This window comes from Agromyces sp. NPDC056965 (genome assembly GCF_042673425.1).
Classification (GTDB): Bacteria; Actinomycetota; Actinomycetes; order Actinomycetales; family Microbacteriaceae; genus Agromyces.
This window is the reverse complement of record NZ_JBHURI010000066.1, coordinates 1-24,231: the sequence shown is the minus strand read 5'-3', so window position 1 is coordinate 24,231 and position 24,231 is coordinate 1. Positions and strand designations below refer to the sequence as shown.

General features: G+C 70.4%; 28 protein-coding genes. 19 read left to right on the top strand and 9 right to left on the bottom strand.

The features are described from left to right. Positions 1-91 precede the first annotated feature (91 nt). The 5 genes from ACFTQE_RS15480 to ligD all read left to right on the top strand — a co-directional run bounded on the left by ACFTQE_RS15480 (position 92) and on the right by ligD (position 4,045). Complete coding sequence (locus ACFTQE_RS15480) at positions 92-1,153, top strand: YihY/virulence factor BrkB family protein (RefSeq protein ID WP_376925912.1); 1,062 nt, start codon at positions 92-94, stop codon at positions 1,151-1,153. Between the two features lie 31 nt (positions 1,154-1,184). After that, the gene (locus ACFTQE_RS15475; RefSeq protein ID WP_376925911.1) at positions 1,185-1,691 is read left to right on the top strand and encodes a nitroreductase/quinone reductase family protein; all 507 of its coding nucleotides are present in this window, start codon (positions 1,185-1,187) and stop codon (positions 1,689-1,691) included. A gap of 60 nt (positions 1,692-1,751) precedes the next feature. Beyond that, a complete protein-coding gene (locus ACFTQE_RS15470; protein WP_376925910.1) occupies positions 1,752-2,537 on the top strand; it encodes a lysophospholipid acyltransferase family protein in 786 nt (261 codons plus the stop codon). 38 nt (positions 2,538-2,575) lie between these two features. Then, positions 2,576-2,866, top strand: coding sequence for a DUF2277 domain-containing protein (locus ACFTQE_RS15465; RefSeq protein ID WP_376925909.1), 291 nt, complete (start codon positions 2,576-2,578; stop codon positions 2,864-2,866). A gap of 159 nt (positions 2,867-3,025) precedes the next feature. After that, entirely contained in the window at positions 3,026-4,045 is a 1,020-nt protein-coding gene (gene ligD, locus ACFTQE_RS15460) for a non-homologous end-joining DNA ligase (RefSeq protein WP_376925908.1), read from the top strand. A gap of 1 nt (position 4,046) precedes the next feature. Here the strand turns inward: ligD and ACFTQE_RS15455 are convergent, their stop codons facing one another. Then, positions 4,047-4,874 carry an isocitrate lyase/phosphoenolpyruvate mutase family protein gene (locus ACFTQE_RS15455; RefSeq protein WP_376925914.1) on the bottom strand — a complete coding sequence of 276 codons (828 nt, stop codon included), beginning with the start codon at positions 4,872-4,874 and terminating at the stop codon, positions 4,047-4,049. Continuing rightward, the gene (locus ACFTQE_RS15450) at positions 4,874-5,680 is read right to left on the bottom strand and encodes a hypothetical protein (protein ID WP_376925907.1); all 807 of its coding nucleotides are present in this window, start codon (positions 5,678-5,680) and stop codon (positions 4,874-4,876) included. Before ACFTQE_RS15450 ends, ACFTQE_RS15455 begins: the two co-directional genes overlap by 1 nt. Before the next feature lie 64 nt (positions 5,681-5,744). Between ACFTQE_RS15450 and ACFTQE_RS15445 the strand changes: the two genes are divergently transcribed. Next, the gene (locus tag ACFTQE_RS15445; RefSeq protein WP_376925906.1) at positions 5,745-6,437 is read left to right on the top strand and encodes an ArsR/SmtB family transcription factor; all 693 of its coding nucleotides are present in this window, start codon (positions 5,745-5,747) and stop codon (positions 6,435-6,437) included. 9 nt (positions 6,438-6,446) lie between these two features. Here ACFTQE_RS15445 and ACFTQE_RS15440 read toward each other — a convergent pair whose 3' ends face one another. Continuing rightward, positions 6,447-7,175: a GTP pyrophosphokinase family protein gene (locus tag ACFTQE_RS15440; RefSeq protein ID WP_376925913.1), complete on the bottom strand. Its 729-nt coding sequence runs from the start codon at positions 7,173-7,175 to the stop codon at positions 6,447-6,449. A 160-nt stretch (positions 7,176-7,335) separates the two neighbouring features. Between ACFTQE_RS15440 and ACFTQE_RS15435 the strand changes: the two genes are divergently transcribed. Beyond that, on the top strand, positions 7,336-8,187 hold the full coding sequence (locus ACFTQE_RS15435) for an MBL fold metallo-hydrolase (protein WP_376925905.1): 852 nt from the start codon (positions 7,336-7,338) through the stop codon (positions 8,185-8,187). Then, a complete protein-coding gene (locus tag ACFTQE_RS15430; RefSeq protein ID WP_376925904.1) occupies positions 8,184-9,332 on the top strand; it encodes an epoxide hydrolase family protein in 1,149 nt (382 codons plus the stop codon). Before ACFTQE_RS15435 ends, ACFTQE_RS15430 begins: the two co-directional genes overlap by 4 nt. Positions 9,333-9,367: 35 nt before the next feature. On the opposite strand, the gene ACFTQE_RS15425 is transcribed toward ACFTQE_RS15430, so the two are convergent. Then, complete coding sequence (locus tag ACFTQE_RS15425; protein ID WP_376925903.1) at positions 9,368-10,804, bottom strand: PLP-dependent aminotransferase family protein; 1,437 nt, start codon at positions 10,802-10,804, stop codon at positions 9,368-9,370. Positions 10,805-10,850: 46 nt separating this feature from the next. Here ACFTQE_RS15425 and ACFTQE_RS15420 point away from each other — a divergent pair, with 46 nt between their 5' ends. Then, complete coding sequence (locus ACFTQE_RS15420; RefSeq protein ID WP_376925902.1) at positions 10,851-11,342, top strand: carboxymuconolactone decarboxylase family protein; 492 nt, start codon at positions 10,851-10,853, stop codon at positions 11,340-11,342. Between the two features lie 32 nt (positions 11,343-11,374). Then, positions 11,375-11,839: a VOC family protein gene (locus ACFTQE_RS15415; protein WP_376925901.1), complete on the top strand. Its 465-nt coding sequence runs from the start codon at positions 11,375-11,377 to the stop codon at positions 11,837-11,839. A gap of 11 nt (positions 11,840-11,850) precedes the next feature. Here the strand turns inward: ACFTQE_RS15415 and ACFTQE_RS15410 are convergent, their stop codons facing one another. Beyond that, a complete protein-coding gene (locus ACFTQE_RS15410; RefSeq protein WP_376925900.1) occupies positions 11,851-12,261 on the bottom strand; it encodes a YchJ family protein in 411 nt (136 codons plus the stop codon). 145 nt (positions 12,262-12,406) lie between these two features. Here ACFTQE_RS15410 and ACFTQE_RS15405 point away from each other — a divergent pair, with 145 nt between their 5' ends. Continuing rightward, a complete protein-coding gene (locus ACFTQE_RS15405) occupies positions 12,407-13,240 on the top strand; it encodes a hypothetical protein (RefSeq protein ID WP_376925899.1) in 834 nt (277 codons plus the stop codon). Positions 13,241-13,249: 9 nt separating this feature from the next. Here ACFTQE_RS15405 and ACFTQE_RS15400 read toward each other — a convergent pair whose 3' ends face one another. Both ACFTQE_RS15400 and ACFTQE_RS15395 read right to left on the bottom strand, forming a co-directional pair. After that, positions 13,250-13,543 (bottom strand): GNAT family N-acetyltransferase, encoded by a 294-nt coding sequence (locus ACFTQE_RS15400; protein ID WP_376925898.1) that lies wholly within the window; start codon positions 13,541-13,543, stop codon positions 13,250-13,252. A gap of 25 nt (positions 13,544-13,568) precedes the next feature. Further along, complete coding sequence (locus ACFTQE_RS15395; protein WP_376925897.1) at positions 13,569-13,940, bottom strand: RNA-binding S4 domain-containing protein; 372 nt, start codon at positions 13,938-13,940, stop codon at positions 13,569-13,571. Between the two features lie 54 nt (positions 13,941-13,994). Here ACFTQE_RS15395 and ACFTQE_RS15390 point away from each other — a divergent pair, with 54 nt between their 5' ends. Further along, positions 13,995-14,444 (top strand): NUDIX domain-containing protein, encoded by a 450-nt coding sequence (locus tag ACFTQE_RS15390; protein ID WP_376925896.1) that lies wholly within the window; start codon positions 13,995-13,997, stop codon positions 14,442-14,444. A 12-nt stretch (positions 14,445-14,456) separates the two neighbouring features. Here the strand turns inward: ACFTQE_RS15390 and ACFTQE_RS15385 are convergent, their stop codons facing one another. Then, positions 14,457-15,287 (bottom strand): DUF1295 domain-containing protein, encoded by an 831-nt coding sequence (locus ACFTQE_RS15385; protein WP_376925895.1) that lies wholly within the window; start codon positions 15,285-15,287, stop codon positions 14,457-14,459. 32 nt (positions 15,288-15,319) lie between these two features. Between ACFTQE_RS15385 and ACFTQE_RS15380 the strand changes: the two genes are divergently transcribed. The 4 genes from ACFTQE_RS15380 (at position 15,320) to ACFTQE_RS15365 (ending at position 17,822) form a co-directional block, all read left to right on the top strand. Continuing rightward, positions 15,320-15,943 (top strand): CDP-alcohol phosphatidyltransferase family protein, encoded by a 624-nt coding sequence (locus ACFTQE_RS15380; RefSeq protein ID WP_376925894.1) that lies wholly within the window; start codon positions 15,320-15,322, stop codon positions 15,941-15,943. A 1-nt stretch (position 15,944) separates the two neighbouring features. Continuing rightward, the gene (locus ACFTQE_RS15375) at positions 15,945-16,463 is read left to right on the top strand and encodes an FHA domain-containing protein (RefSeq protein ID WP_376925893.1); all 519 of its coding nucleotides are present in this window, start codon (positions 15,945-15,947) and stop codon (positions 16,461-16,463) included. After that, the gene (locus ACFTQE_RS15370; RefSeq protein ID WP_376925892.1) at positions 16,463-17,155 is read left to right on the top strand and encodes a MerR family transcriptional regulator; all 693 of its coding nucleotides are present in this window, start codon (positions 16,463-16,465) and stop codon (positions 17,153-17,155) included. The genes ACFTQE_RS15375 and ACFTQE_RS15370 overlap by 1 nt, the downstream gene beginning before the upstream one ends. A gap of 112 nt (positions 17,156-17,267) precedes the next feature. Next, the gene (locus ACFTQE_RS15365; protein WP_375832498.1) at positions 17,268-17,822 is read left to right on the top strand and encodes a MerR family transcriptional regulator; all 555 of its coding nucleotides are present in this window, start codon (positions 17,268-17,270) and stop codon (positions 17,820-17,822) included. A gap of 88 nt (positions 17,823-17,910) precedes the next feature. Here ACFTQE_RS15365 and ACFTQE_RS15360 read toward each other — a convergent pair whose 3' ends face one another. Next, the gene (locus ACFTQE_RS15360) at positions 17,911-18,744 is read right to left on the bottom strand and encodes a ParA family protein (RefSeq protein ID WP_376925891.1); all 834 of its coding nucleotides are present in this window, start codon (positions 18,742-18,744) and stop codon (positions 17,911-17,913) included. A gap of 74 nt (positions 18,745-18,818) precedes the next feature. On the opposite strand from ACFTQE_RS15360, the gene ACFTQE_RS15355 reads away from it, so the two are divergent. The 3 genes from ACFTQE_RS15355 to def all read left to right on the top strand — a co-directional run bounded on the left by ACFTQE_RS15355 (position 18,819) and on the right by def (position 24,189). Next, on the top strand, positions 18,819-22,223 hold the full coding sequence (locus ACFTQE_RS15355) for a pyruvate carboxylase (RefSeq protein ID WP_376925890.1): 3,405 nt from the start codon (positions 18,819-18,821) through the stop codon (positions 22,221-22,223). A 73-nt stretch (positions 22,224-22,296) separates the two neighbouring features. Further along, positions 22,297-23,688 (top strand): AAA family ATPase, encoded by a 1,392-nt coding sequence (locus ACFTQE_RS15350; protein WP_376925889.1) that lies wholly within the window; start codon positions 22,297-22,299, stop codon positions 23,686-23,688. A 12-nt stretch (positions 23,689-23,700) separates the two neighbouring features. Continuing rightward, positions 23,701-24,189 carry a peptide deformylase gene (def, locus tag ACFTQE_RS15345; protein ID WP_375832506.1) on the top strand — a complete coding sequence of 163 codons (489 nt, stop codon included), beginning with the start codon at positions 23,701-23,703 and terminating at the stop codon, positions 24,187-24,189. The last annotated feature ends 42 nt before the right edge of the window (positions 24,190-24,231 follow it).

The following is a 24,231-nucleotide window of genomic DNA, read 5'->3' as shown; positions in this document are numbered from 1 at the left end:
ACACCGGGCTCTGCGCCCGGTGTCGTCGCCGTTTCCGTACCTCCGTGTCAACCACCTGCGCGAGGCATCCGCGGCTCGATAGCCTGACGGCATGAGCGAGCACGGGGGAGACGGCCGAGCGTCTGCGAAACGGAAGCCGTTCGCCGGGTTGGTCGCGTTCGGCACCCGGGTGACTGCCTGGGCCCTTGCGCTGAAGCCGGTGCGGGCGTTCCTGCTCTACCTCGAACGCCATGGCGCGATGCTCGCCGACAGCGTGACCTACCGCGTGCTCTTCTCGATCTTCGCCGGCGTCTTCCTCGGCTTCGCGATCGCCGGGATCTGGCTCTCGGGCAATCCCGACGCGCTCGACGCGCTCGTCGAGACGGTCGACGCGGCGATTCCCGGCCTGTTCGGCGAGGGCGGGTTGATCGCGCCCGGAGACGTCGTTCAGCCGCTGACGCTCAGCATCGCCGGCATCCTCGCCCTCGTGGGTCTCGTCGGCGCCGCGATCGGGGCCATCGGGTCGCTCCGTACCGCCTTCCGCCGCCTCGGATCGCAGCCCGACGACCAGACCTTCTTCATCTGGGTCATGCTCCGCGACCTGCTCCTCGCGATCGGATTCGGCGCCGCATTCGCCGCGGCGGCCGCGGTGACGGTCTTCAGCACGACCGCACTCGGCACGATGCTCGGCTGGCTCGGAATCTCGAGCCACGACGAGGTCTTCGACGCATCGTCCCGGATCATCACGATCGCGGTGACCTACGTGATCGATGCCCTGCTCATCGCGGTGATGTTCCGCGTGCTCTCGGGCATGCGCCCGAGCGCCCGATCGCTCTGGAGCGGGGCACTGCTCGGTGCCGTCGGACTCTCGGTGCTGCAGGTCCTCTCGGGACTCTTCGTGGGCGGCGCGACGAGCAACCCGCTGCTCGCCTCGTTCGGCTCGCTCATCGCCCTGCTCATCTGGCTGAACCTCTCGAGCCAGGTGATCCTCATCGCCGGGGCCTACATCGTGACCGGTGTCGACGACGAGCACGATCGTGTGAGCGCCCGGTACGGCGCCCCGACGATGGCGATCCGCCGCATGCAGCGAGCCGAGCGGCGGGCGACGGATGCCGCGGCCGAACTCGTCGCCGCACGCGAGGCCGTCGAGAAGGAGCGCGCCGCGGGCTCGTGACGTGGACCTCCCGGCACGACACAATGGGTGGATGCCGACCGTGCTGCATCTCGTCCGCTCCGCGGTCTCGCCGCTGACCCGCACCCGACTCTTCCGCTGGTGCGCTCCGCGCCTCCTCCCGCCGATCGAGCGGGTCGTCGCCGCGGTGTCCGGCGGGCGGGTGCAGCTCAGCGCATTGCTCGTGCCGTCGCTCGTGCTCCACACCACTGGCGCGAAGTCGGGCGAACCCAGAGACTCGGCGCTCATGTACACGCCCGACGGACACGGCCGCGCGATCGTCGCGGGCACGAGCTTCGCCCGAGACCGCCATCCCGGCTGGACCTACAACCTGCTCGCGCATCCCGACGCGGCGATCACGGTGCGAGGCAGACGGATGCCGGTGCGCGCGAGCCGCATCGCCGACGACGAGCGCGACGCAGCGTGGGCGCTCATCGAGGCGCAGTGGCCCGGATACCGAGCGTACGAACGGGAGTCGGGCCGGGTCGTGCGGCTCTTCCGACTGCAGCCGGTCGCCGGCGCGCATCACGCGTCGATGTGACACGTCGGAGGGCCTGCGCGAACGCAGGCCGCGTTCAGCGCCACGCCCTACGCTGGGAGCATGACGCGACGCCCCAGTGACTCGATCTACAGCACGGCGATCGTCGCCGGGCGCGCGCTGTTCGGCTTCTGGGGCCTGAAGCGCAGCGTGACCGGTGCCGAGCACGTGCCGACGACGGGCGGCGCCGTGGTCGCCATGACGCACTTCGGCTACTTCGAGTTCGCCCTCGTCGAGTGGGCGACGTGGCTCGCCAACCGCCGGCGCATCCGCTTCATGGCGAAGCAGGGCGTGTTCGACAAGCCGATCGTCGGGTCGCTGCTCCGCAGCATGAAGCACATCCCGGTCGACATGAAGGCCGGCGCCGCGGCCTACGCGAAAGCGGTCACCGCGCTGCGCGACGGCGAGCTCCTCGGCGTCTTCCCCGAGGCGGGCGTCAGCGCGTCCTTCACCGTGCGCGAGCTCAAGACCGGCGCGGCCCGTCTCGCGGCCGAGGCCGGCGTGCCGATCATCCCGGTCGCCGTCTGGGGCGGTCACCGACTCATGACCAAGGGGCACAAGGTCCGGTTCTTCGAGCGATTCGGGGTGCCGGTGAGCTTCGCGTTCGGCGAGCCGATCGCCGTCGGCGCCGACGAAGATCCGCACACCGTCACCGAGCGGCTCCGCGCGACGCTGCAGCGCATGGTCGATCGACTGCAGGCCGAGTACCCGGTCGACGGAACCGGCAAGTGGTGGCAGCCGCGCTCGCTCGGCGGCACGGCACCGACGCCCGAAGCTGCTGCGGCTGCCGACGCGGCACGTGATGCCGCCCGCGAGGCGGCCCGCGCCGCACGCGACGAACGGCGCTGAGCCGAGACATCCTCGAGGTTGCGGGTTAGGCTCGTGGCATGTGCAGGAACATCCACACCCTCCACAATTTCGAGCCGGCGACCACCGACGACGAGGTGCAGGCCGCGGCGCTGCAGTTCGTGCGCAAGGTGAGCGGTTCGACGAAACCCTCGAAGGCCAACGCCGAGGCGTTCGACCGCGCAGTGGCCGAGATCGCGCATGTGACCCGCCACCTGCTCGACGACCTCGTGACCGCCGCGCCGCCGAAGAACCGCGAGGAGGAGGCCGCGAAGGCACGGGAGCGGGCGGCGCGCCGGTACGCGACGCAGGCGACCGCGCAGATCGCGTGACGCGCCGCACCGCCTGAGCGCAGTCGGTGCGAGGGGAGTAGCGTCGCCTGGTTGGTGTCGCAGCCCGCGTGACGTCACACGTGCGAGGGGAGTAGCGTCGCCTGATTGGTGTCGCAGCCCGCGTGACGTCACACGTGCGAGGGGAGTAGCGTCGCCTGCATGGCCGACGCCGTCACTCTCTCCGTCCCCGGTCCGCACGGCGATCGCGACGTGCGGATCTCGAGTCCGTCGCGGGTGATCTGGCCCGAGGCCGGCATCACGAAGCTCGAGCTCGCCGAGTACTTCATCGCCGTGGGCGAGCCGTTCGTCGAGGCGAACGGCGACCGTCCGGTCTCGCTGCAACGATTCCCGGGCGGCGTCGACGGCGAGCAGTTCTTCTCGAAGAACCCGCCGAAGGGGGCGCCCGAGTGGGTGCGGTCGGTGCCGGTCACCTACCCCAGCGGGCGCACGCATCCGCAGCTCGTCATCGACGAGCCGGCCGTCGCGGTCTGGGCTGCGCAGATGAACACGATCGTCTTCCACCCGTGGGCGTCGCGGGCCGAGAACCCCGACAACCCCGACCAATTGCGCATCGACCTCGACCCGCAGCCCGGCACGGGCTTCGCCGAGGCGGTGCCCGTCGCCGTGGAGCTCCGGAAGCTGCTCGGCGAGGTCGGGCTCACGGCGTTCGTGAAGAGCTCGGGCAGTCGCGGCATCCACGTCTTCGCGCCGATCGAGGCCGAACACGAGTTCCTCGACGTGCGGCACGCCGTGATCGCCCTCGGGCGAGAACTCGAACGGCGCATGCCCGACGAGGTGACCACCAACTGGTGGAAGGAGGAGCGCGGCGACCGCATCTTCATCGACTACAACCAGGCGAACCGCGACCGCACGATGGCGGGCGCGTACTGCCCGCGCCCCCTGCCGAAGGCATCGGTGTCGTGCCCGTTGGAGTGGGACGAGCTCGATTCGACCGATCCGGGCGACCACACGGTGCGCACCGTGCCCGATCGACTCCGACGGGTCGGCGATCCGTGGCACGGCATGCACGACGCGCCCGGCCGCATCGACACGCTCCTGGAGTGGTGGCAGCGAGATCTCGACGACGGGCTCGGCGAGCTGCCCTTCCCGCCCGACTTCCCGAAGATGCCGGGCGAGCCGATGCGCGTGCAGCCGAGCCGGGCCAAGCAGCAACCCTGAGTCAGCGTGGTGCGAGGGGCAGCCCCGCGATCGCGGCGTACGACGGGGCAGTGGGCGCCCCGCGCGGAGTGCTGGTCGGGCCACTCGCCGTCTCGCCGTCGGCGAGGAGCGCCTCGACGGCCGCGGTGATCGATCCGAGGGCGGTGCGGAAGAGCAGCGAGCCCGTGCTCACCCGTGCGACGCCGAGTTCGGCGAGCCGTGAGAGCGGCACGTCCGGTTGGGCGAGCACGTTGAGCGGGGCCTCGATCGCGCGGACGAGGTCTGAGACGGTCGCCGTCTCGAGGGCGCCCGGCACGAAGACACCGGATGCCCCGGCCGCCAGGTATCGGCGGGCACGGGCCACGGCGTCGTCGAAGCGGTCGGCGGCGTCGCGCTCGCTCGCGACCCAGTACCCGTCGGTGCGGGCGTTCAGGTAGAGCCCCGGTGCCGCTGCCGAGATCGCGGCGACCTTCGCCGCGGCGAGCTCGGGGTCGAGCAGGTCGCCGTGCTCGGTCGAGTCCTCGATGTTCACGCCGACGCAGCCGATCGCAGCGAGTTCCCCGGCGTAGCGACCCACCTCGTCGGGGTCGTCCGAGAAGCCGGCCTCGAGGTCGATGCTGAGCGCGATGCCGTGCGCTGCGGCCGCTCTCGCGAGTGCGAGGGACTCGGCGGCGATCTCGCCGGCGCCGTCGCGCTTGCCGGCGCCGACCGCGATCCCGAGGCTCGTCGTGCCGATCGCACGGTGCCCGGCCGCAGCGAGCCATCGCGCGGAGGCGAGATCCCACGCGTTCGGCAGCAGCACCGGTGAACCGGGTCGATGGAGGGCGCGGAACTCGGCGGTGGTCAGCATCACGGGGTCTCCTCGTCTCGGCGCCCGTCGGCGCGCATCGCCTCGACGATCGCGGCGGCGATGGCCAGGGCATGGTGGGGTGCCGGGCAGGCTCGGTGGCCGGCGCCGAACGCGAGGATCCGGGCCGGGCGGTCGTCGGTCGCCTCGCGGTCGGGGCCGTCGAGGCGGAGCGTGACGAGCGACTCGTCACCGCCGAGTCGCGCTGGGACCAGTCGTCGCGTGGCCGGCACGGGGGAGTCATCGCGGAGCACGGACTCGAGCAGCGTCCGAGTCGACACGCCAGGATCCTGGGAGCGGGCGAGGGCGAGGGCGCGCTCGACGAGCGTCGTGGTCGCCGTGTGCGCCTGCACCAGGAGCTGCACTCGGAGCGCCCGTTCGTCGGGGTCGGTGGAGCCGGATGCGTCGAGCAGCGCGGAGACGGCGGCGTCCGCCGCATCGGGGTCGGATGACTCGCCGGCGGGGTAGGCGGCCGCCACCGTCGCCGCCAGCAGCGGCAGCTCGTCGACCTCGTCGAAGCCGATGGCCTCCGCGAGCACGGCGACGGGGATCTGCCCGGCGGGAGTGCCGGCTCGTGCTCGCACACTGGCGGCAGCGGCGAGGGCGGCCGGGTCGAGGCCGCCGAGCAGGTCGTCGAGCCGCGCTCGCCTGGCGCCGTGCTCGGCGCCGTTCACGAAGCGCGAGACGCCCGCGCGGAACCGTGTCATGGGCGACGCCGCGGTGTCCGGCGGGACGGCGGCCTCGGGAACGTGAGATGCGGGGTCGACGAGGATGCGTTCGACCTCGGCCCGTTCGGTGATCTCGATCATGATTCGACGCTATGCCCGCGACGCTTCGACGCCGGGCGAAGTGTCACCGACGTATCGTGGAGGCATGCACGGAGACGCCGATCTCGCCGAACCCGCCCGTCTCATGGGGGAGCCCGCCCGTGCCGCGATGCTCGTGGCGCTCCTCGACGGCAGGTCGCTGCCCGCGAGCGAACTGGCGTCCGTGGCTGGGGTGAGCGCCTCGACCGCGAGCACGCATCTCGCGCAGCTGCTCGACGGCGGCCTCGTGACCGATCGCAAGCTCGGCCGGCACCGCTACTTCACGCTCGCGGGCGCCGACGTGGCGAACGCCGTCGAGGCGCTGCAGCTGATCGCGCCCCGGCGCACGGTCTCGTCGTACGCGCAATCCGCCTCAGCGGAGCGGCTGGCCCTCGCACGCTCGTGCTACGACCACTTCGCGGGGCGGCTCGCGCTCGACCTCGCCGACGCACTCGTGCGAGAGGGGGCGATCGCGCCGCTCGTCGCAGGAGAGCCCGGTGGCGTGCTCGACCCCGGTGCGCCGCTCGCGCAACGGCTCGGCATCGCCGAGGGAGTCGGCGTCACCGGTTCGTCCCGGCGGCCCGCGCTGCGCGGATGCCTCGATTGGACCGAGCGGCGCCCGCACGTCGCCGGGCGGCTCGGCGCTCACCTGCTCGAACGCATGATCGCCGAAGGCTGGGTGGAGCGTCGCCGGGGCGATCGCTCGCTGCGGGTCACCGAGGAGGGATCGCGGGAGTTCGCCGCCCTCGCTCGCGGCTGAACGGGGCGATCAGACGGCGTTGCTCGGCCGCCCGGCGACGGGGTGCACGTCGGCGCCGATCGGCGGCCGCGGCGCCCCGTGCACCTCGCGGTGCAGCCGTTCCATGCGCGCGTCGAGCTCCGCGGCGGTGTGCGCGGCATCCGTCAGCCCGTCGAGCAGTTCCTGCGGTACCTGACGGTCGTACTTGTAGTAGATCTTGTGCTCGAGGCTCGCCCAGAAGTCCATCGCGATCGTGCGGATCTGCACCTCGACGGCGACCGGGTGCGCCCCGGTCGAGAGGAACACCGGCACCTCGACGATGACGTGGAGGCTCTGGTAGCCGTTGGACTTCGGCTCCTGGATGTAGTCCTTCACCCGCAGCACCTTGATGTCCCGCTGCGCGGTGAGCAGCTCGAAGATGCGGTAGGCGTCTGAGACGAAGCTGCACGTCACGCGCACACCGGCGATGTCGGTGATCGTGTCGCGGATGGTGTCGAACGTCGGGTCGATGCCCTTGCGCTGCATCTTCTCGACGACGCTGTCGAGGCTCTTCAACCGGCTCGAGATGTGCTCGATCGGGTTGTAGTCGTGCGTCTGGTTGAACTCCTCGCGCAGGATCGAGAGCTTTGTGATCACCTCGTCCATGCCGAACTTGTATCGCAGCATGAAGCGCTCGGTCTCGTCGCGGAGAGCGCGCATCTCATCGAGCGTCTGGCCGTCGATGGTCTCGAGCGTGCGCTGCGCGCGCGCCGTGAGCATGGGCGGAGTCGAGTGCCGGGTGGGCGGGGTGCCGTCGAGCGGGGTCACGGATGCCACGCTACGACGCCAAGCTCTGCATTTCCTTTGATCTGCGCCCGATCCGCGCCGCGTTCGCCGCAGGCGCAGCGTTCGGCCTCCAGCGCGTCGCTACGCTCGAGGCATGACAGCTTGGCTGACCGTGGCTCCCGGCGTCCACCAGCGCCGGTACGACCCCTTCGACATCTCGATCGTCGTGATCGAGGGTTCCGACGGGCTGCTCCTCGTCGACACCCGGGTGCAGCCGAGCGAGGCCGAGGAGCTCGCCGACGACATCGCAGCGCGGTTCGACCGCCCGGTGCGCTGGCTCGTGAACACCCACGCGCACTTCGACCACACCTTCGGCAACCAGGTCTTCGGGCCGGGAACGGCGACGGATGCCGCGATCTACGGCCATGCGAACATCGCCGCCCATTTCGACGAGTTCGAGGGGCCGCGTCTCGCGGCCTGGCGTGCGGATCCGAGTCGCGAGCCCGATCGGCAGTGGGACGACGTGGTGCTGACGCCCCCGACGCATCCGCTCGTCGAACCGCACACGCTGAACCTCGGCGACCGCCGGGTCGAACTCCGGCCGCAGTCGCCCGCGCACACCGACACCGACCTCGTGGTCTTCGTGCCCGACGAGCGCGTCTGGATCCTCGGCGACCTCATCGAGGAGTCGGGGCCCGTGATGTACGGGTCGGGCAGCTACCCGCTCGACTGGCCCGGAGTGCTCGTCGACCTCGCCGCCGCCATGCGGCCGACCGATCGCGTGGTGCCCGGCCACGGCCGAGTCGTCGACCGCGCATTCGTGGAGCGGCAGGCGACGCAACTGGGGCTCATCGCCGATCGGTTCCGTGCGGCGCACGCGTCGGGGCTGACACCGGCTGAAGCCCTGCGCTCCCACGACGACTGGTCCATCCCCGTCGAGGCGCTCGGCGGCGCCGTCGAGCGCGCCTATCGCGCACTCGACGCGCAGCGGGAGGCACGGGCATGACCTCAGCAGGCGATCCGTTCACGATCCACCTCTCCGACGTCGAGCTCGACGACCTGCGCGACCGACTCCGCCGCTCGAGGTTCGTCCACGCCAGCAGCAGTCGCCCATGGGCAGGCGGGGTCGATCCCGGTGCTCTCGCGGGCCTCGTCACCGAGTGGGCCGAGGCCTTCGACTGGCGTGCGGTCGAGACGAGCCTGAACCGGCTCGACCACCGACTGGCAGTGGTGCAGGGCACCCGCCTGCACTTCGTTCGGGCGAGCGCCGGGGCGGCCGACGGCGAGCCCATCCCGCTGCTCGTCATGCACGGCTGGCCGTCGAGTTTTCTCGAGATGCTGCCGCTCATTCAAGCGCTCCACGCCGCCGGCGAGTCGCGCGGCCTCCGATTCGACCTCGTGATCCCGTCGATGCCCGGCTTCCTCTTCTCGGAGTTGCCCGAAGCCCCTTTGACACGGGAGGTCATGGCCGACCTGATGTCCGAGCTGATGCTGCAGCTCGTCGGCGAGGCGAGGTTCGGCGTCTTCGGCGGCGACATCGGCGGCACCGTGGCCGCATGGATCGCCGCGAAGCATCCCGAGCGGGTCCTCGGGCTGTACATGATCCATCCGCCGTTCCCTGCGGCGTTCACGGAGCCGCTGACGCCTGCTGAGCGCGCGGTACTCGAGGCCGAAGCCGAGTTCGACGAGGGTGATCAGGGGTACAGCGCCATCATGGGCACGCGGCCCGACACGATCGGGGCGGCGCTCATCGACTCGCCGGCGGGGCTGCTCGCCTGGATCATCGACAAGCTGCGCGACTGGAGCGACGCCGGCGGCGTCCTCGAGCGTCGGTTCGATCGCGAGACGCTCCTCACCCTCGCGACCCTGTACTGGTCGACCGGGTCGATCGGCACCTCGTTCCGCCAGTACTTCGATTTCCCGGCCAATGCGCCTCGACCCGTGATCACCGTGCCGGCGGGCTTCACGCTCAGTGCCGAGGCGATCATCCGGGACATCCCGAGGAGCATCGCCGAACGCGCCTGCAGCGACATCAGGGTGTGGCATCCGGCGACGGTCGGCGGTCACTTCATGGCCCACGAGGAGCCCGAGCTGCTCGCCGGTCACCTCGCTGAGTTCTTCGACGAGCACGTTCGTCCGCGAGCGAGCTGACGGAACCGCCCGCGCGACCTCGGACGCCGCCGGTGTCAGGGGCGATCGGTCGCGGTGGACCGATCGAGTTCCGCACGGATCGCGGCGATCGCACGGTCGACGGCCGCTTCGAAGCGGTGCGGCGCCGGTGCTCCGTAGCCGACGACCATCGCGGGCGCCCGCCGCGCCGAGGCATCGCCGAGCCGGAAGGAGCCGAGCCCGTCGAGCCGAACGCCGAGCTGCAGGGCGGTGGCCGCGATGCCGCGTTCGTCGAGGCCGGCCGGCATCTCGATGAGGCAGTGCAGGCCGGCGCGCATCCCGCTCACCCGGCATCCGCGGAGTTCTGCGGCGACGCGAACCTCGAGGAACTCGCGGCGTGAGCGATACTCGGCGCGACGGCGGCGTACGGTCCGGTCGTACTCGTGCGCCCGCATGAAGGCGTCGAGCGTCGACTGATTCAGCACGTCGACGATGCCGCTCACCGCGACGAGTTGCGCGGTGAACGCCGTGGTCAGGCGCTCGGGCACCACGGCCCACCCGAGGCCGACGGCCGGGGCGAGGCTCTTCGAGGCCGTGCCGAGATAGACCACCAAATCGGGGGCGAGCGATTGCAGCGCGCCGATCGCGCGCCGGTCGTAGCGGAACTCGCCGTCGTAGTCGTCTTCGATGATGAGCGCACCGGTGCGCTCGGCCCAGGCGACGACCTCGAGCCGTCGCGATGCGGAGAGGGCGACACCGGTCGGGAACTGGTGCGCCGGCGTCAGGAGCACGGCGTCGACGGAGAGGCCGCCCAACCCGCTGACGACGGCGCCGTCCTCGTCGACGGCGAGCGCCACCACGTCGAGTCCGGCGCTGCGGAGGATGCCCCGATGCGCCTCGTGACCGTATTCCTCGACGGCGATGCGCCGGGCGCCGTGCGCCACGAGTGCGCGTGCGACCGTCGCCAGGGCGGCGCCGAACCCTCGGGTGACGGCGATGCGAGCGCGATCGCCCCAGACGCCCCGCGTGCGAGCGAGGTACTCGGCGAGTGTGGAGCGCAGCGCAGGGGAGCCCTCCGGAGGGCCGTACCCGAACGCGGACGCCGGGAGATCGAGCGCCGCGCGCCGCGCCGCCGCCGCCCATTCGCGGCGGGGGAACGACGAGGCATCCGGAATGCCGCCGCGCAGGTCGAGGCCCGCACGCGGCGGAGTCGGCGGCGTCTCGACGCTCGATACCGCCGTTCCGGTTCCGGGACGCTCGGCGACCCAGGTGCCGGCCCCGACGCGAGCCTCCAACCACCCTTCGGCGACGAGACCGCCGTAGACCTCTGCGACGACGTTGCGGGCGATGTCGAGGTCGGCGGCGAGGGTGCGACTCGCGGGCAGCCGGGTGCCCGCCTCGAGCCGCCCGTCGCGAACCGCGGCGCGGAGTCCCTCTTCGAGCGATGCCGCCTTCCGGCGCCGGTCGAGATCGAGATGCAGATCGAGACCGGGAATGGCCCAGGAATCTCCCATGGAATTGGACTGTAGCAGTGGGCAGCTCGCCTCGTACCGTTGAGCCATGACCATCACCGATGCACTCGTCGACATCCCCGTCCGCCTCGACTTCGACGCGATCGTTCCGCGATTCTCCCGTGCCGTCGCTTCGCTCGATCATGCCGCCACCGCCGAACTCGACCGGGTCGGCTTCGACACGCAGCTTCGCGAGATGGTGCGGCTCCGCGCTTCGCAGATCAACGGATGCGTCTACTGCGTCGACATGCACTCGAAGGATGCGCGTACGGCAGGGGTCACCGACCAGAAACTGCACGCCGTCGCCGTGTGGCGCGACTCGGGGCTGTTCACCGCGGCCGAGCGGGCCGCCCTCCACCTCACCGAATCGATCACCCGGCTCTCGGAGACCCATGTGCCGGAGGAGGACCTCGCCGCAGCGGTCGCCGTCTTCGGCGAGGAGCGCACGGCCGCGCTCATCTCGCTCATCATCGCCATCAACGTGTGGGATGCCATCGGAGTGACGACGCGGTGCTGGCCCGTCGCCCGTGACGCGTCCTGATCCGGCACGGCCCCGTCTGTCATGATGCAGTCATGACGGATGCCGCGCACTCACCGGTCCTGCAACTCCGCGTCGTCATCGAGGCAGAGGACTACGAACGGGCGGTGGCGTTCTACCGCGACGCGCTCGGCATGCCCGAGCTCATGGCCTACGCCGAGGGCGACGACGATCGGGTGACGATCCTCGAGGCCGGGAGGGCGACACTCGAGATCGCGAACCCGACCCACAAGCGAGTGATCGACGAGCTCGAGGCCGAGGGGCGCCCGAGCCAGCGCATCCGGCTCGCCTTCGAGGTGACGGATGGCGCGGGCACGACTCGGCGTCTCGCCGAGGCCGGCGCAGCCGTCGTCGCCGAACCGGTCGAGACGCCGTGGCGCTCGCTCAACTCACGTCTCGATGCGCCGGCCGGGCTCCAGATCACGGTCTTCGAAGAACTCGAAGGGTCCGAGGAACGCGCGCTGCGCGACGGATTCGGCACGGAGGCCGAGCGCGACTGAGCGTTGCGCGCTCAGACGTCGCCGTCGACGTAGAACCACCTGCCGTCTTCGCGGAGGAACCGGCTCCGCTCGTGCAGCACTCCGCGCTCGCCCTCGGAACGGTGCGTGGCGCGGAACTCGACCTCGCCGTCACGATCGAACGGGCCGCCGCGCTCGGTCGCCACGATCTCCAGGGCGAGCCACGTCGTCTCGTCGTCGAGGTCGAGATCCGCAGGACGCGTCTCGGGGTGCCAGGTCGCACGGAGGTACTCGGCGTCGCCGATCGCGAAGGCGGTGTACCGCGAACGCATGAGCTGCACCGCAGTCGGTGCGTCGGCGGTGCGCGCGAGGAGGGGGCCGCAGCACTCGCCGAACGTGCTCCCGCTCCGGCAGGGGCACCGGTCGGCGTCGGCGGGTCGGTGCTGCGGAGCGTTGCTGGGCATCCTCCCAGTATCCACGGCTCAGGGAGCCGTCTTCATGGTCTGCACAGCAAGAAATGAGGAACCCTTCAGAAACTCCGGGCAGAGTGTCTGACTTCTGCCCTCGCTCGGGGGCGTCCCCCAACCTGATCCGAGCAACCCAGAACCTATGCGCAACGACATCACCACGCCCGAAACCGAAACCGCCCCCGAAGAACGACACCCTCGCCGCAGCATCCGCAAGCGCCGCATCGGACGCAAGCGGCTGATCGCCGCCGGCGCTGTCATCGCCGCCGGCCTCGTCGTCGGCACCGGATTCACCGTGCAGTCGGCGATGAGCACGCAGGCCAGCATCGACGCCACGACCGCACTCGCCGAGTCGACTGGCGTCCATTCGGAACAGCTCGGCGCCTACTCCACGATCGCCGCGGCCCGCACGCGCCACAGCGCGCAGGACACGCTCACGGTCGCCAACGCCACGCTCGCCGCGGTCGACGGCAAGGTCGACTCCAGCGGCCTCGCGGCATCCGTCGCGTCGCTCGGCGAGTACGAGCGGCTCCCGATCGATTCGATCGTGGACCTGACCAAGCAGACGCGCTCCGAAACGGCGAAGGCCGAGGCCGCGGCCGCGGAGTTCGACCGCGTGCAGGCGGAACAGGCCGCCGCGGCGGCCGCTGCGCTCGCTCAGGCGAACACGCCCGACGGCGCTCGATCCACCGCCCGCGCTCTCGCAGCATCGAAGTACGGCTGGAACGAATCGCAGTTCCAGTGCCTGAACCAGTTGTGGCAGAAGGAGTCGGGCTGGTCGTACACCGCCTACAACGCGTCGAGCGGTGCCACCGGCATCCCGCAGTCGCTGCCGGGCAGCAAGATGGCCTCGGCCGGCTCCGACTGGGAGACCAACGCGGCGACGCAGATCAGCTGGGGCCTCGACTACATCGCGCGCGGCTACGGCACGCCCTGCAGCGCGTGGTCGCACTCCCAGTCGATGAACTGGTACTGATCCCGGCGCTCAGACGGTGCGAGGGTCGAGCAGTCCGGCTCGATCGGGATGGCGGTCGAACCACTCGCCCACGTACCAGCAGCTCGGCACGATGCGCCTCGTCGAGTTCGCTTCGACATCGTCGACCGCGAACTCGACGAGCTCGCCGGCCAGGCCGCTGCCCCGGTACGGCGGGTTCGTGAACGTGCGGGTGAACGCGACCGAGTCGCCGAGCTCCCGGTAGTCGAGCACGCTCGCGATGTCGCCGTCGACCCGCAGGACGTATCGGCGGGCGTCGGGTTCGTGGCTCAGTTCGGTGTGCACGAGGATCAGGCTACGCCGTGTGCGATCAGCGACCGCGAAGGCGCTCGAGGTCGCGCCGTTCCCGCTTCGTCGGGCGCCCTGCGCCCCGGTCCCGGGTCGCGACGACGGCCACCGTCTCGCGCGGCGGCGGGGGAGGCGTGCGGTCGTCGACCGCCGTCGCCGCAACGGTCGCCGAGACCCGCTTCACGAGCGTCTGCCGCACGACGAGCATGCGGTCGAATCCGCCGACGCGCACGCGCACCTCGTCGCCGGGGCGCACCGACTGCGCCGCCTTCGCGCGTTCGCCGTTCACGCGCACATGCCCGGCCCGGCATGCCGCTGTGGCCGCGGACCGCGTCTTGAACTGCCGCACCGCCCAGAGCCAGGCATCGACGCGCACGGGGGACTCGCCGTTCATGTCAACAGCCTACGACCGCACCGGCACCGGTCGTCTGTGCGGCATGCTGGTCTCATGAGCGGAGCGAGCGGCGACGAATGGGTCGTGGGCCCCGATGGCGCGAAGTACTGGGGCAGGTACGGAGCGGCGGGCCTGCTGGTCGTGAGTCCCGAGCGCGAGGTACTGCTGCAGCATCGGGCGCTGTGGAGCCATTTCGGCGGCACCTGGGGCATGCCGGGGGGTGCCCGGCATGAGCACGAGAGCGCCGTGGAGGCCGCAGTCCGCGAGGCCGGCGAGGAGGCGGGCGTGCCTCCGGCGCTCCTCGAGGTGCGGTTCAGCACCGTGCTCGACCTCGGCTACTGGTCGTACACGACCGTCGTCGCGGATGCCGCCGAGCGGTTCGCTCCCGTCGTCAGCGACCCCGAGAGCATCGAACTGCGGTGGATCGCGATCGACCGGGTGACCGAGTTGCCGCTGCATCCGCGATTCGCCGAAGGCTGGTCCGGCCTCGCGGCTCGTCTCTGAGGCGCGGCCGCGTCAGGCGGTGCACTCGTCGACCGGCGTCATCGCCCGCCGCGGAAACCACGGCACGATCGGCGAGGTCCGGGCCCGGTAGTCGTCGTAGTCGGGGTACTTCGCCCGCGTGATCGACTCCGTGAAGATCGTCGAACCGATGAAGAGGGTCGTGAGCAGCACGGCGCCCGCGACGGACCAGTGCAGCCAGACTCCAGTCGCCGCCACGGCGAATCCGTAGAAGACCCACCACTGGGCCTGCTCGAAGAAGAAGTTCGGGTGCCGCGAGAAGCGGAAGAGGCCGGTCTGCAGGAACCCGGGCTCCGGAGTGCGGCCCGCGGCTCGCTCGGCGGTCTTCCACCGGTGGAACGCCCACTGCTGCTGGTCGGCGACCGTCTCACCGGCGAGCAGCGCGAGGAACACGACGGCGAGCACCGCGTCGGCGGGGCCGAGCGGCACCGGACCGGTGGCGAACACCGTCGCGGCCGGGAGGCAGAACAGCAGGATCACCGCGTTCTGGTAGATCGAGATGAAGAGCAGGTTGAACGCGGCGAACCCGGCACGCGACATCCGCCCGCGCAGCACCGCCCAGCGGTAGTCCTCGCCGCCGGGGCGGTACCCGCCCTTGCGTGCGAAATTGAAGGTCAGGCGGATGCCCCATGCCGAGACCAGCACCGCCATGAGCACGAGCCGACCGTCGAACCCCGACGAGACGGCGAACACCCAGACGTACACGATCGGCGCGATCGACCAGATGCGATCGACCCACGAGTACTCGCGAGTGGCGAGCGAGGCGACCCATGTCGCGAGCGTGATCGCGGCGCAGATGAAGAGACACACGATGAGCGGACCCATGGCGGCATTCTACGGATCGATAGGATCGGACCGTGGCTGGGGAACGCTCGGGGGAGGTCGGTTCGGAGATCTGGACGATCCCGAACATCCTCAGCATGCTCCGACTGGCACTCGTTCCGGTCTTCCTGGTCTTCATCGTGCGCGGCGACTACGTGATCTCGCTCATCGTGCTCGTCGTCGCGAGCCTCACCGACCTGCTCGACGGATACCTCGCACGCCGGCTCGGGCAGGTGACCCGTCTCGGGCAGCTGCTCGATCCCGCCGCCGACCGGCTGTACATCTTCGCCGCGCTCGTCGGCCTCGCCGCACAGGGCCTCGTGCCGTGGTGGATCGTCATCGTCATCGTCGCCCGTGACGTGTTCCTCCTCGTGCTGGGCGTCGTGCTCGCCAATCACGGTTTCGGGCCGTTGCCCGTTCACCAACTCGGCAAGGTCGCGACCTTCGCCCTGTTCTTCGGTCTGCCGGTGATCATGCTGGGACTCGCGTTCCCCGCGGTCGCCGTCGTCAGCCAACCCATCGGCTGGGCGATCACCCTATGGGGTGCGTTCCTGTACTGGTGGGCGGGCATCATCTACGCGATCGAGACCGCTCGCGTCATCCGCATTCCGCGGGTGGCAGACGAGCCCCGATCGGATACGCTGGGACAGGGAGGTTAGTGTGGCGGATAGCGACAACACTCAGGCCGATGGTGCCGAGACCGGGAGCGAGCCTTCGACGACCACGTCGACGAACGCTGCGGTCGGCGGGGCCACCGACACGACCATCGGATTCAGTCGGGAGGCGGCAGCGCAACTGAGCGCGCTCGACGCCGATGTCTCGGCTGAGGAGCAGGAGGCGATCGCCGCGCTGCCCTCGGGTTCTGCGCTGCTCATCGTGCGTCGCGGACCCAACAGCGGGGCCCGGTTCCTCCTCGACACCGATGTGACCGTCGTGGGTCGTCATCCCGACGCGGACATCTTCCTCGACGACGTGACCGTCTCCCGCCGGCACGCGGAGTTCGTGCGGCACCGTTCGGCATTCGAAGTGCGCGACCTCAGCTCGCTGAACGGCACGTACTTCGACGGAGTCCGCATCGAGACGGCGCTCCTGAGCGATGGTGCAGAGGTGCAGATCGGCAAGTTCCGGCTCACCTTCTACGCCTCACGGCGCGACCTGGCTCCGGTGGCGAGCGAATAGTGACGGCTTCCGCTGCGTCGACGCGCGCGAGCGGCCAGGCGCCACTGCTGGGCATCGGTCAGGTGCTGGCACGGCTTCAGCCCGAGTTCCCAGAACTGACCCCGTCGAAGCTGCGGTTCCTCGAAGAACAGCGTCTCGTCTCACCGGCGCGCACTGCGGCCGGCTACCGGAAGTTCTCGACGTCCGACGTCGAGCGCATCACGGTCGTGCTCTCCATGCAGCGAGACCACTATCTTCCGCTGAAGGTCATCCGCACGCACCTCGAGGCGATCGACGCGGGTGAGACTCCGGCACTGCCCGGCGCCACGAGCGCTGCGGCGTTCCTCGCGGGATCCCGCAGGTTCCGGCGTGACGAACTCATCGCCGAGGCGCGGGCGACGGCGGGCCTGCTCGACGACGCCGTCTCGGCGTCGCTCCTGCCTGCGGCCGAGTACTACGGCGACGAGGCCCTCGGCGTGCTGCGTTCGCTCGTGGCGCTCCGGGCCGTCGGCATCGAGCCGCGGCACCTCCGTGGTGTGCGCGCAGCGGCGGAACGCGAGGCGGCGCTCGTGGAGCGCGCGATCACTCCGTCACGACGAGCGGATCCCGCCGACAAGGCCCGCGCCGTCGAGCGCGGCCTCGAACTCGCGGAGCATCTCGAGGCCGTGCATGCGAGCGTCGTTCGGGCGTCGCTCGGTCGACTCGCGCGATGATCTCGCGACACGCCGTGACGTTCGGCCGGATGTGTTCGACAGAGCCTGCCGCCCTCGGTAGCGTGGGACTCGCGCCGACGGGGTGCCGGCGCGAGAGTGAGGGGCGAATCGGATGAGTGAGCTCGACCGGACTCCACGCTCGCGGTACGACCTCGGGTTGCTGTTCACCGACGGCATGCCCGAGCACGACGACGCAACGGGGTATCGGGGCGCGGTCGCGGCTCGCGCCGCAGGCATCAGCTATCGCCAGCTCGACTACTGGGCGCGCACCCAACTCGTCGAACCCACGGTTCGCAGCGCAGCGGGCTCCGGTTCGCAGCGCCTCTACGGCTTCCGCGACATCCTCGTGTTGAAGCTCGTGAAGCGGCTGCTCGACACCGGCATCTCGCTGCAGCAGATCCGAACGGCGGTGACGCAGCTCCGCGAGGCCGGCATCGACGACCTCGCGCAGACGACGCTCATGAGCGACGGTGCGAGCGTCTACCTCTGCACGTCCGACGACGAGGTCATCGACCTGGTCAACCGCGGCCAGGGCGTGTTCGGCATCGCCGTGGGCAAGGTGCTCCGCGAAGTCGAGTCGACCCTCGTCGAGATCGGCACGCAACCGGCCGACCCGATGGACGAACTCGCCGCGCGACGCGGCGCGCGCTCGCGCAAGATCTCCTGATTCGTTCGTTCTGCGCGGCCGACCGGTCGCGAGGACGAACGGCGTGCCCGCACGCGCGGCAGATCAGCGTGCCCGCGGGCGCGGCAGATCAGGCGGTGGCGCTCGGAGCCTCGAGCGGCAGCCCGGCGAACTCGCCGATGCGGGCCGTGCGCAGCACGCGCTCGAGCAGCTGATCGAAGTTCGCCGACATCTCTTCGGCGCTCTCGCCCGGCCACATGTGCAGGGGCTTCGCAGCGCCCTGCGCCTGCTGAAGCGAGGTGCGCTCGGGCAGCTGGGGGGAGAGCACGAGGGGGCCGAACATGTCGCGCAGCTCCTTGATCCGGAACTGGTGTTCGAGCGACTGCACGCGCGCACGGTTCACGATGATGCCGAGCGGTTGAAGTCGCGGCGAGAGCCCCCGCCGGATCTCCTCGATCGCACGGAGCGCGCGGTCGGCTGCGGCGACCGAGAACAGGCCGGGCTCGGTCACGACGGCGACGCGGTCGCTCGCGGCCCAGGCGGTGCGGGTCAGCGCGTTCAGCGACGGTGCGCAGTCGATGAGCACGAGCTCGTAGTCGGCCTCGACGTTGGCGAGCGCCTCCTCGAGCTTCCAGATGTCGCGGATCGACGGATGCGGGCCGTCGAAGTTGATCGCCGACGGGCTGCCGATCATGACGTCGATCGTCGACTGCGGGTTCGAACGGGCCCAGCCGCTCGGCGCGATCGCCGAGCGCACGATCTTCTCCTTGGGGGAGGCGAGCACATCCGCGACGTTGAGGTGACCGGCGACCTGGATGTCCATGCCGGTCGAGACGTCGGATTGCGGGTCGAGGTCGACCACGAGGGTACGGACGCCGCGGGCGAACGCCGCCGACGCCAGTCCGAGGGTGACGGTGGTCTTCCCGACACCGCCCTTCAGAGAACTGACGCTGAGTACGTGCACGGCAGATACGTTACCTTTACTACTCGGGCGATACCTAAACGTTCGCTGTGCGGAATCCAGTCTGAAAGGTCTGCATGTTCACGAAGATCCTGGTTGCCAACCGCGGCGAGATCGCCATTCGAGCGTTCCGAGCCGCCGTCGAACTCGGCGCGAAGACGGTTGCGGTGTACCCGTTCGAAGACCGCAACTCCCTGCACCGGCTGAAGGCCGACGAGGCGTACCAGATCGGTGAGCCGGGTCATCCCGTGCGCGCGTACCTCGACGTCGCGGAGATCATCCGCGTGGCGCAGCTGTCGGGCGCCGACGCGATCTACCCGGGCTACGGATTCCTCTCCGAGAACCCCGAGCTCGCACAGGCGGCCGAGGCCGCGGGCATCACCTTCATCGGCCCGCCCAAGCGCGTGCTCGAGATGGCGGGCAACAAGGTCACGGCGAAGGAGCACGCGATCGCCGCGGGCGTGCCGGTGCTGAAGTCGACGCCGCCCTCGCGCGACATCGAGGAGCTCGTGGCCCAGGCCGACGAGGTCGGCTTCCCGATCTTCGCCAAGGCGGTCGCCGGCGGCGGTGGTCGCGGCATGCGTCGCGTGGCCGTGAAGGAAGACCTCCGCGCAGCCCTCGAAGAGGCCATGCGCGAGGCCGACAGCGCCTTCGGCGACCCGACGATGTTCCTCGAGCAGGCCGTGCTGCGGCCCCGCCACATCGAGGTCCAGGTGCTCGCCGACGCCTCGGGCGAGACCGTGCACCTCTTCGAGCGCGACTGCTCCGTGCAGCGCCGCCACCAGAAGGTCATCGAGATCGCTCCGGCGCCGAACCTCTCCGACGACGTGCGCCAGTCGCTCTACCGGGATGCGATCGCGTTCGCGAAGTCGATCGGGTACGTCAATGCCGGCACGGTCGAGTTCCTCCTCGACACCGCGGGCGAGCGTGCCGGCGAGCACGTGTTCATCGAGATGAACCCGCGCATCCAGGTCGAGCACACGGTCACCGAGGAGGTCACCGACGTCGACCTCGTCGTCTCCCAGATCCGCATCGCCGCGGGGGAGTCGCTCGCCGAGCTCGGCCTGCAGCAGGACTCGATCCGGCTCCGCGGCGCAGCGCTCCAGTGCCGTATCACGACCGAGGACCCGACCGCCGGGTTCCGCCCCGACACGGGCAAGATCACGACCTACCGGTCGCCGGGCGGCGCCGGCATCCGCCTCGACGGCGGCACGATCAACCCGGGCGCCCAGATCAGCCCGCACTTCGACTCGATGCTCGCCAAGCTCACGTGCCGTGGCCGCGACTACCCGGCCGCGGTCGCCCGCGCGAAGCGCGCTCTCGCCGAGTTCCGCATCCGCGGCGTCTCGACGAACATCCCCTTCCTGCAGGCCGTGCTCGAAGACCCGGCGTTCGTCGCCGGCGACCTCAGCACCTCGTTCATCGATGAGCGTCCGCAGCTGCTGCGTGGTCGCGTCTCGAAGGACCGCGGCACCAAGATCCTCAACTGGCTCGCGGACGTCACGGTGAACCAGCCGAACGGACCGGCTCCGACGACCGTCAGCCCGGCCGAGAAGCTGCCGGTGATCGACCTCTCGGCTCCGGCGCCCGCGGGCTCGCGCCAGCGCCTCCTCGAGCTCGGCCCGGCCGGTTTCGCGACCGCGCTCCGGGCCCAGACGCCGCTCGCCGTGACCGAGACCACGTTCCGCGACGCGCACCAGTCGCTCCTCGCGACCCGGGTGCGCACGCGCGACCTCGTGGCCGTCGCACCGTACGTCGCGCGCATGACCCCCGAGCTCCTCTCGGTCGAGGCGTGGGGCGGTGCGACGTACGACGTCGCCCTCCGCTTCCTCGGCGAAGACCCATGGGATCGCCTCGCAGCCCTTCGCGAGGCCCTGCCGAACATCAACATCCAGATGCTCCTGCGCGGTCGCAACACGGTCGGTTACACGCCGTACCCGACCGAGGTGACCGATGCGTTCGTGCGCGAGGCGGCTGCGACGGGTGTCGACATCTTCCGCATCTTCGACGCGCTGAACGACGTCTCGCAGATGCGCCCGGCGATCGACTCGGTGCTCTCGACCGGCCACGCGGTGGCCGAGGTTGCGTTGTGTTACACGGGCGATCTGCTCGATCCCGCCGAAGATCTCTACACGCTCGACTATTACCTGAAGCTCGCCGATCAGATCGTCGGGGCGGGCGCGCACGTGCTCGCGATCAAGGACATGGCGGGCCTGCTCCGTCCGGCAGCCGCCGAGAAGCTCGTGGGCGCGCTGCGCGAGCGATTCGACGTTCCGGTGCACCTGCACACCCACGACACCGCCGGCGGCCAGCTGGCGACGCTCCTGGCCGCGAGCCGTGCCGGCGTCGACGCCGTCGACGTCGCGAGCGCGCCGATGGCGGGCACCACGAGCCAGCCCTCCGCCTCGTCGCTCGTCGCCGCGCTCGCGCACACCGAGCGCGACACGGGCATCTCGCTCGACGCGGTCTCCGACCTCGAGCCGTACTGGGAGGCCGTGCGCCGCCTGTATCGCCCGTTCGAGTCGGGCCTGCCGGGCCCCACCGGTCGTGTGTACCACCACGAGATCCCCGGTGGTCAGCTGTCGAACCTGCGCCAGCAGGCGATCGCCCTCGGCCTCGCCGACGACTTCGAGCTCATCGAGGACATGTACGCCGCGGCCGACCGCATCCTCGGCCGCGTGCCGAAGGTCACGCCCTCGTCGAAGGTGGTGGGCGACCTCGCCCTGCACCTCGCCGCCGTCAAGGCCGACCCCGACGACTTCGCGGCGAACCCCGAGAAGTACGACGTGCCCGATTCGGTCATCGGCTTCATGGCCGGTGAGCTGGGCGACCTGCCCGGCGGCTGGCCCGAGCCGTTCCGCACCAAGGTGCTCGCCGGCAAAGACGTCCGCATCGGCGTGACCGAGCTCACGGCCGAGCAGCGCGAGGCCCTCGAAGCCGACAGCACGACGCGACGGGCGATGCTGAACGCGCTCCTGTTCCCCGCACCGACCCGCCAGTACGAGCAGATCCGCGAACTGTTCGGCGACCTGTCGGTCGTCGACACCGCCGACTACCTGTACGGACTCCGGCAGGGTGCTGAGCACGTCGTCGAGATCGCGACCGGTGTCCGGCTCTACGCCGGACTCGAGGCGATCGGCGAGGCCGACGACAAGGGCATGCGCACGGTCATGACGATCCTGAACGGGCAGCTCCGCCCGGTCTTCGTCCGCGACCGCTCCATCGTCGTCGAGACCCGCACGGCCGAGAAGGCGGATGCCTCCCAGCCCGGGCAGATCGCGGCGCCGTTCTCCGGAGTCGTGACGCTGCAGGTCGAAGCGGGCACCGAGATCTCGGCCGGCCAGAGCGTCGCCTCCATCGAGGCGATGAAGATGGAGGCCGCCATCACCTCGCCCGTCGCGGGTGTCGTCGAGCGTGTCGCGATCCCCAAGACGCAGCAGGTCGAGGCGGGCGACCTGCTCGTCGTGGTGCGCCCTCGCTAGGCGATGCACCCTCGCTCGGCGGTTCGCCCGCGCTAGGCTGGGTAGCGGTTGGCACTGATGAGGAGGGGTATCGGTGACTGAAGACGATTTCAACGACGGCATCGCGGCGCGTCGAGGTTCGGGAGCAGGCACGTCCGCACTCGACCGCGCTCGCAGGTCGGCGGCGTCCGGCGCGCACTCGGCAGACGATGCGGCGGCGAACCCGAGCGTTCGCGTCGACCTGCCACCGGCACCGGTGCACGAGATGCCCGACGACGAGGTGGCGGTGGCCATCGACGACGTCGCGGTCAACCCCGGCAGCCTCGTCGGCGGCGGCACGAGCACCACGTCGGTCGAGGTCATCACCCCGGCGCTGGCCGGCGCAGCCTACCGAGGCGCGTCGCGGCGGGAACCGTCGCCGTACAGCGCGCTGCTCGCCTCCGACGCGACGAAGACCCGGCGTGAGCGCGTGAGCACCGATACCGGCAGTCACGTCGCGATCGTCGACGTCCCGGGTGAGCCCGCGCTTCCCGCCGAGGTGCCCGAGTCGGCCGATTCGCTCACCGCCGACCGGCTCATCGACCTGAACCGCACGACCCGTCCGGCGCCGCAGGGCGGCTTCAACCGGCTCGTCTACGAGGCCTCTCTCCACCTCGTGAACCTCGGCGACTCGCCGAAGGTGCAGGCGTACAAGGCCATGAGCCACCGCATCCAGCGACGGTTCGAGGGCGGCGCGCGGTTCGTGCCCGTGCTCACACGCAAGGGCGGGGTCGGCAAGACGACGATCACCGCGCTCCTGGGCATGGCTCTCGCCAATGCACGCGACGATCGCATCATCGCGATCGACGCGAACCCCGACCGGGGCACGCTCGCCGAGCGCGTCGACCGGCAGACCCGCGAGACGGTGCGCGACGTCGTGGCGAAGGCCTCGTCGATCGGCGGCTACACCGACTTCTCGCGCTTCGTCTCACGCGACGAGACGCGCCTCGACATCCTCGCGTCCGACACCGACCCGACGCTCTCCGAGGCCTTCGACGACAACGACTACAACGTCGTCGCCGGCCTCGCCGCCCGCTACTACTCGATCGTGCTCACCGACTGCGGCACCGGCATCGTGCACTCCGTCATGCGGGCGACGCTGCAGCGCGCGGATTCCGTCGTGATCGTCTCGGGCGGCAGCGTCGACGAGGCACGGCTCGCGTCGGAGACGCTCACCTGGCTCGAGGCGAACGGCTACGGCGAACTCGTGCGCAACGCGGTCGTCGCGATCAACCTCGCCACGCAGGGCACGCACCTCGTGAAGGTCGACGAGATCGAAGCGCACTTCCAATCCAGGGTGCGCGAGATCGTGCGCATCCCATACGATCCCCAGCTCGCCGCAGGTTCCGTCGTGAACTGGCACGAGCTGCGACCCGTCACCCAGCACGCGGCTCGAGAGCTCGCGGCGCTCGTGGTGGAAGGCATGCCCGCCGAGCGCGAGCACTGAAACGGAGAACCCTTGCCGGAACGCCCCATTCGCCTGTTCGGCGACCCTGTCTTGAAGACCGTCTCCGCCCCCGTCGAACAGGTCGACGATCGCGTGCGCGGTCTCGTCGCAGATCTGCTCGACAGCGTCAGGCTGCCCGGACGCGCCGGCGTCGCGGCATCCCAGATCGGGGTGAACCTGCGCGCCTTCAGCTACAACGTCGACGGGGAGGTCGGGTACATCCTGAACCCCGAACTCGAGGTCACGGGCGAGAAGGAACTGATCGACGAAGGATGCCTCTCGGTGCCCGGTCTCTGGCACAAGACGCCGAGGCATCCGTTCGCGCGTGTGCGCGGCATCGACCTCGACGGAAACGAGATCGAGCTCTCGGGCACCGGGCTCATGGCCCAGGCGCTCCAGCACGAGACCGATCACCTCGACGGGCTGCTCTATCTCGACCGCCTCGAGAAGGACGAGCGCCGACTCGCGATGAAAGAGGTGCGGGAGTCCGACTGGTTCTGACACCCCGGTGACATGACGAAGGCCCCGCGGAATCCGCGGGGC

Excerpts from the sequence above, each read along its gene's own strand:
- ACFTQE_RS15395 (WP_376925897.1), bottom strand. The coding sequence starts at position 13,940 with ATGAACGGCGAGTCCCCCGTGCGCGTCGATGCCTGGCTCTGGGCGGTG.
- ACFTQE_RS15440 (WP_376925913.1), bottom strand. The coding sequence starts at position 7,175 with ATGCTCACGGCGCGCGCGCAGCGCACGCTCGAGACCATCGACGGCCAG.
- ACFTQE_RS15450 (WP_376925907.1), bottom strand. The coding sequence starts at position 5,680 with ATGATCGAGATCACCGAACGGGCCGAGGTCGAACGCATCCTCGTCGAC.
- ACFTQE_RS15470 (WP_376925910.1), top strand. The coding sequence starts at position 1,752 with ATGACGCGACGCCCCAGTGACTCGATCTACAGCACGGCGATCGTCGCC.
- ACFTQE_RS15420 (WP_376925902.1), top strand. The coding sequence starts at position 10,851 with ATGACCATCACCGATGCACTCGTCGACATCCCCGTCCGCCTCGACTTC.
- ACFTQE_RS15465 (WP_376925909.1), top strand. The coding sequence starts at position 2,576 with ATGTGCAGGAACATCCACACCCTCCACAATTTCGAGCCGGCGACCACC.
- ACFTQE_RS15415 (WP_376925901.1), top strand. The coding sequence starts at position 11,375 with ATGACGGATGCCGCGCACTCACCGGTCCTGCAACTCCGCGTCGTCATC.
- ACFTQE_RS15405 (WP_376925899.1), top strand. The coding sequence starts at position 12,407 with ATGCGCAACGACATCACCACGCCCGAAACCGAAACCGCCCCCGAAGAA.
- ACFTQE_RS15355 (WP_376925890.1), top strand. The coding sequence starts at position 18,819 with ATGTTCACGAAGATCCTGGTTGCCAACCGCGGCGAGATCGCCATTCGA.
- ACFTQE_RS15365 (WP_375832498.1), top strand. The coding sequence starts at position 17,268 with ATGAGTGAGCTCGACCGGACTCCACGCTCGCGGTACGACCTCGGGTTG.
- ACFTQE_RS15425 (WP_376925903.1), bottom strand. The coding sequence starts at position 10,804 with ATGGGAGATTCCTGGGCCATTCCCGGTCTCGATCTGCATCTCGATCTC.
- ACFTQE_RS15445 (WP_376925906.1), top strand. The coding sequence starts at position 5,745 with ATGCACGGAGACGCCGATCTCGCCGAACCCGCCCGTCTCATGGGGGAG.
- ACFTQE_RS15475 (WP_376925911.1), top strand. The coding sequence starts at position 1,185 with ATGCCGACCGTGCTGCATCTCGTCCGCTCCGCGGTCTCGCCGCTGACC.
- ACFTQE_RS15435 (WP_376925905.1), top strand. The coding sequence starts at position 7,336 with ATGACAGCTTGGCTGACCGTGGCTCCCGGCGTCCACCAGCGCCGGTAC.
- ACFTQE_RS15390 (WP_376925896.1), top strand. The coding sequence starts at position 13,995 with ATGAGCGGAGCGAGCGGCGACGAATGGGTCGTGGGCCCCGATGGCGCG.
- ligD (WP_376925908.1), top strand. The coding sequence starts at position 3,026 with ATGGCCGACGCCGTCACTCTCTCCGTCCCCGGTCCGCACGGCGATCGC.
- ACFTQE_RS15480 (WP_376925912.1), top strand. The coding sequence starts at position 92 with ATGAGCGAGCACGGGGGAGACGGCCGAGCGTCTGCGAAACGGAAGCCG.
- ACFTQE_RS15410 (WP_376925900.1), bottom strand. The coding sequence starts at position 12,261 with ATGCCCAGCAACGCTCCGCAGCACCGACCCGCCGACGCCGACCGGTGC.
- ACFTQE_RS15455 (WP_376925914.1), bottom strand. The coding sequence starts at position 4,874 with ATGCTGACCACCGCCGAGTTCCGCGCCCTCCATCGACCCGGTTCACCG.
- ACFTQE_RS15385 (WP_376925895.1), bottom strand. The coding sequence starts at position 15,287 with ATGGGTCCGCTCATCGTGTGTCTCTTCATCTGCGCCGCGATCACGCTC.
- ACFTQE_RS15430 (WP_376925904.1), top strand. The coding sequence starts at position 8,184 with ATGACCTCAGCAGGCGATCCGTTCACGATCCACCTCTCCGACGTCGAG.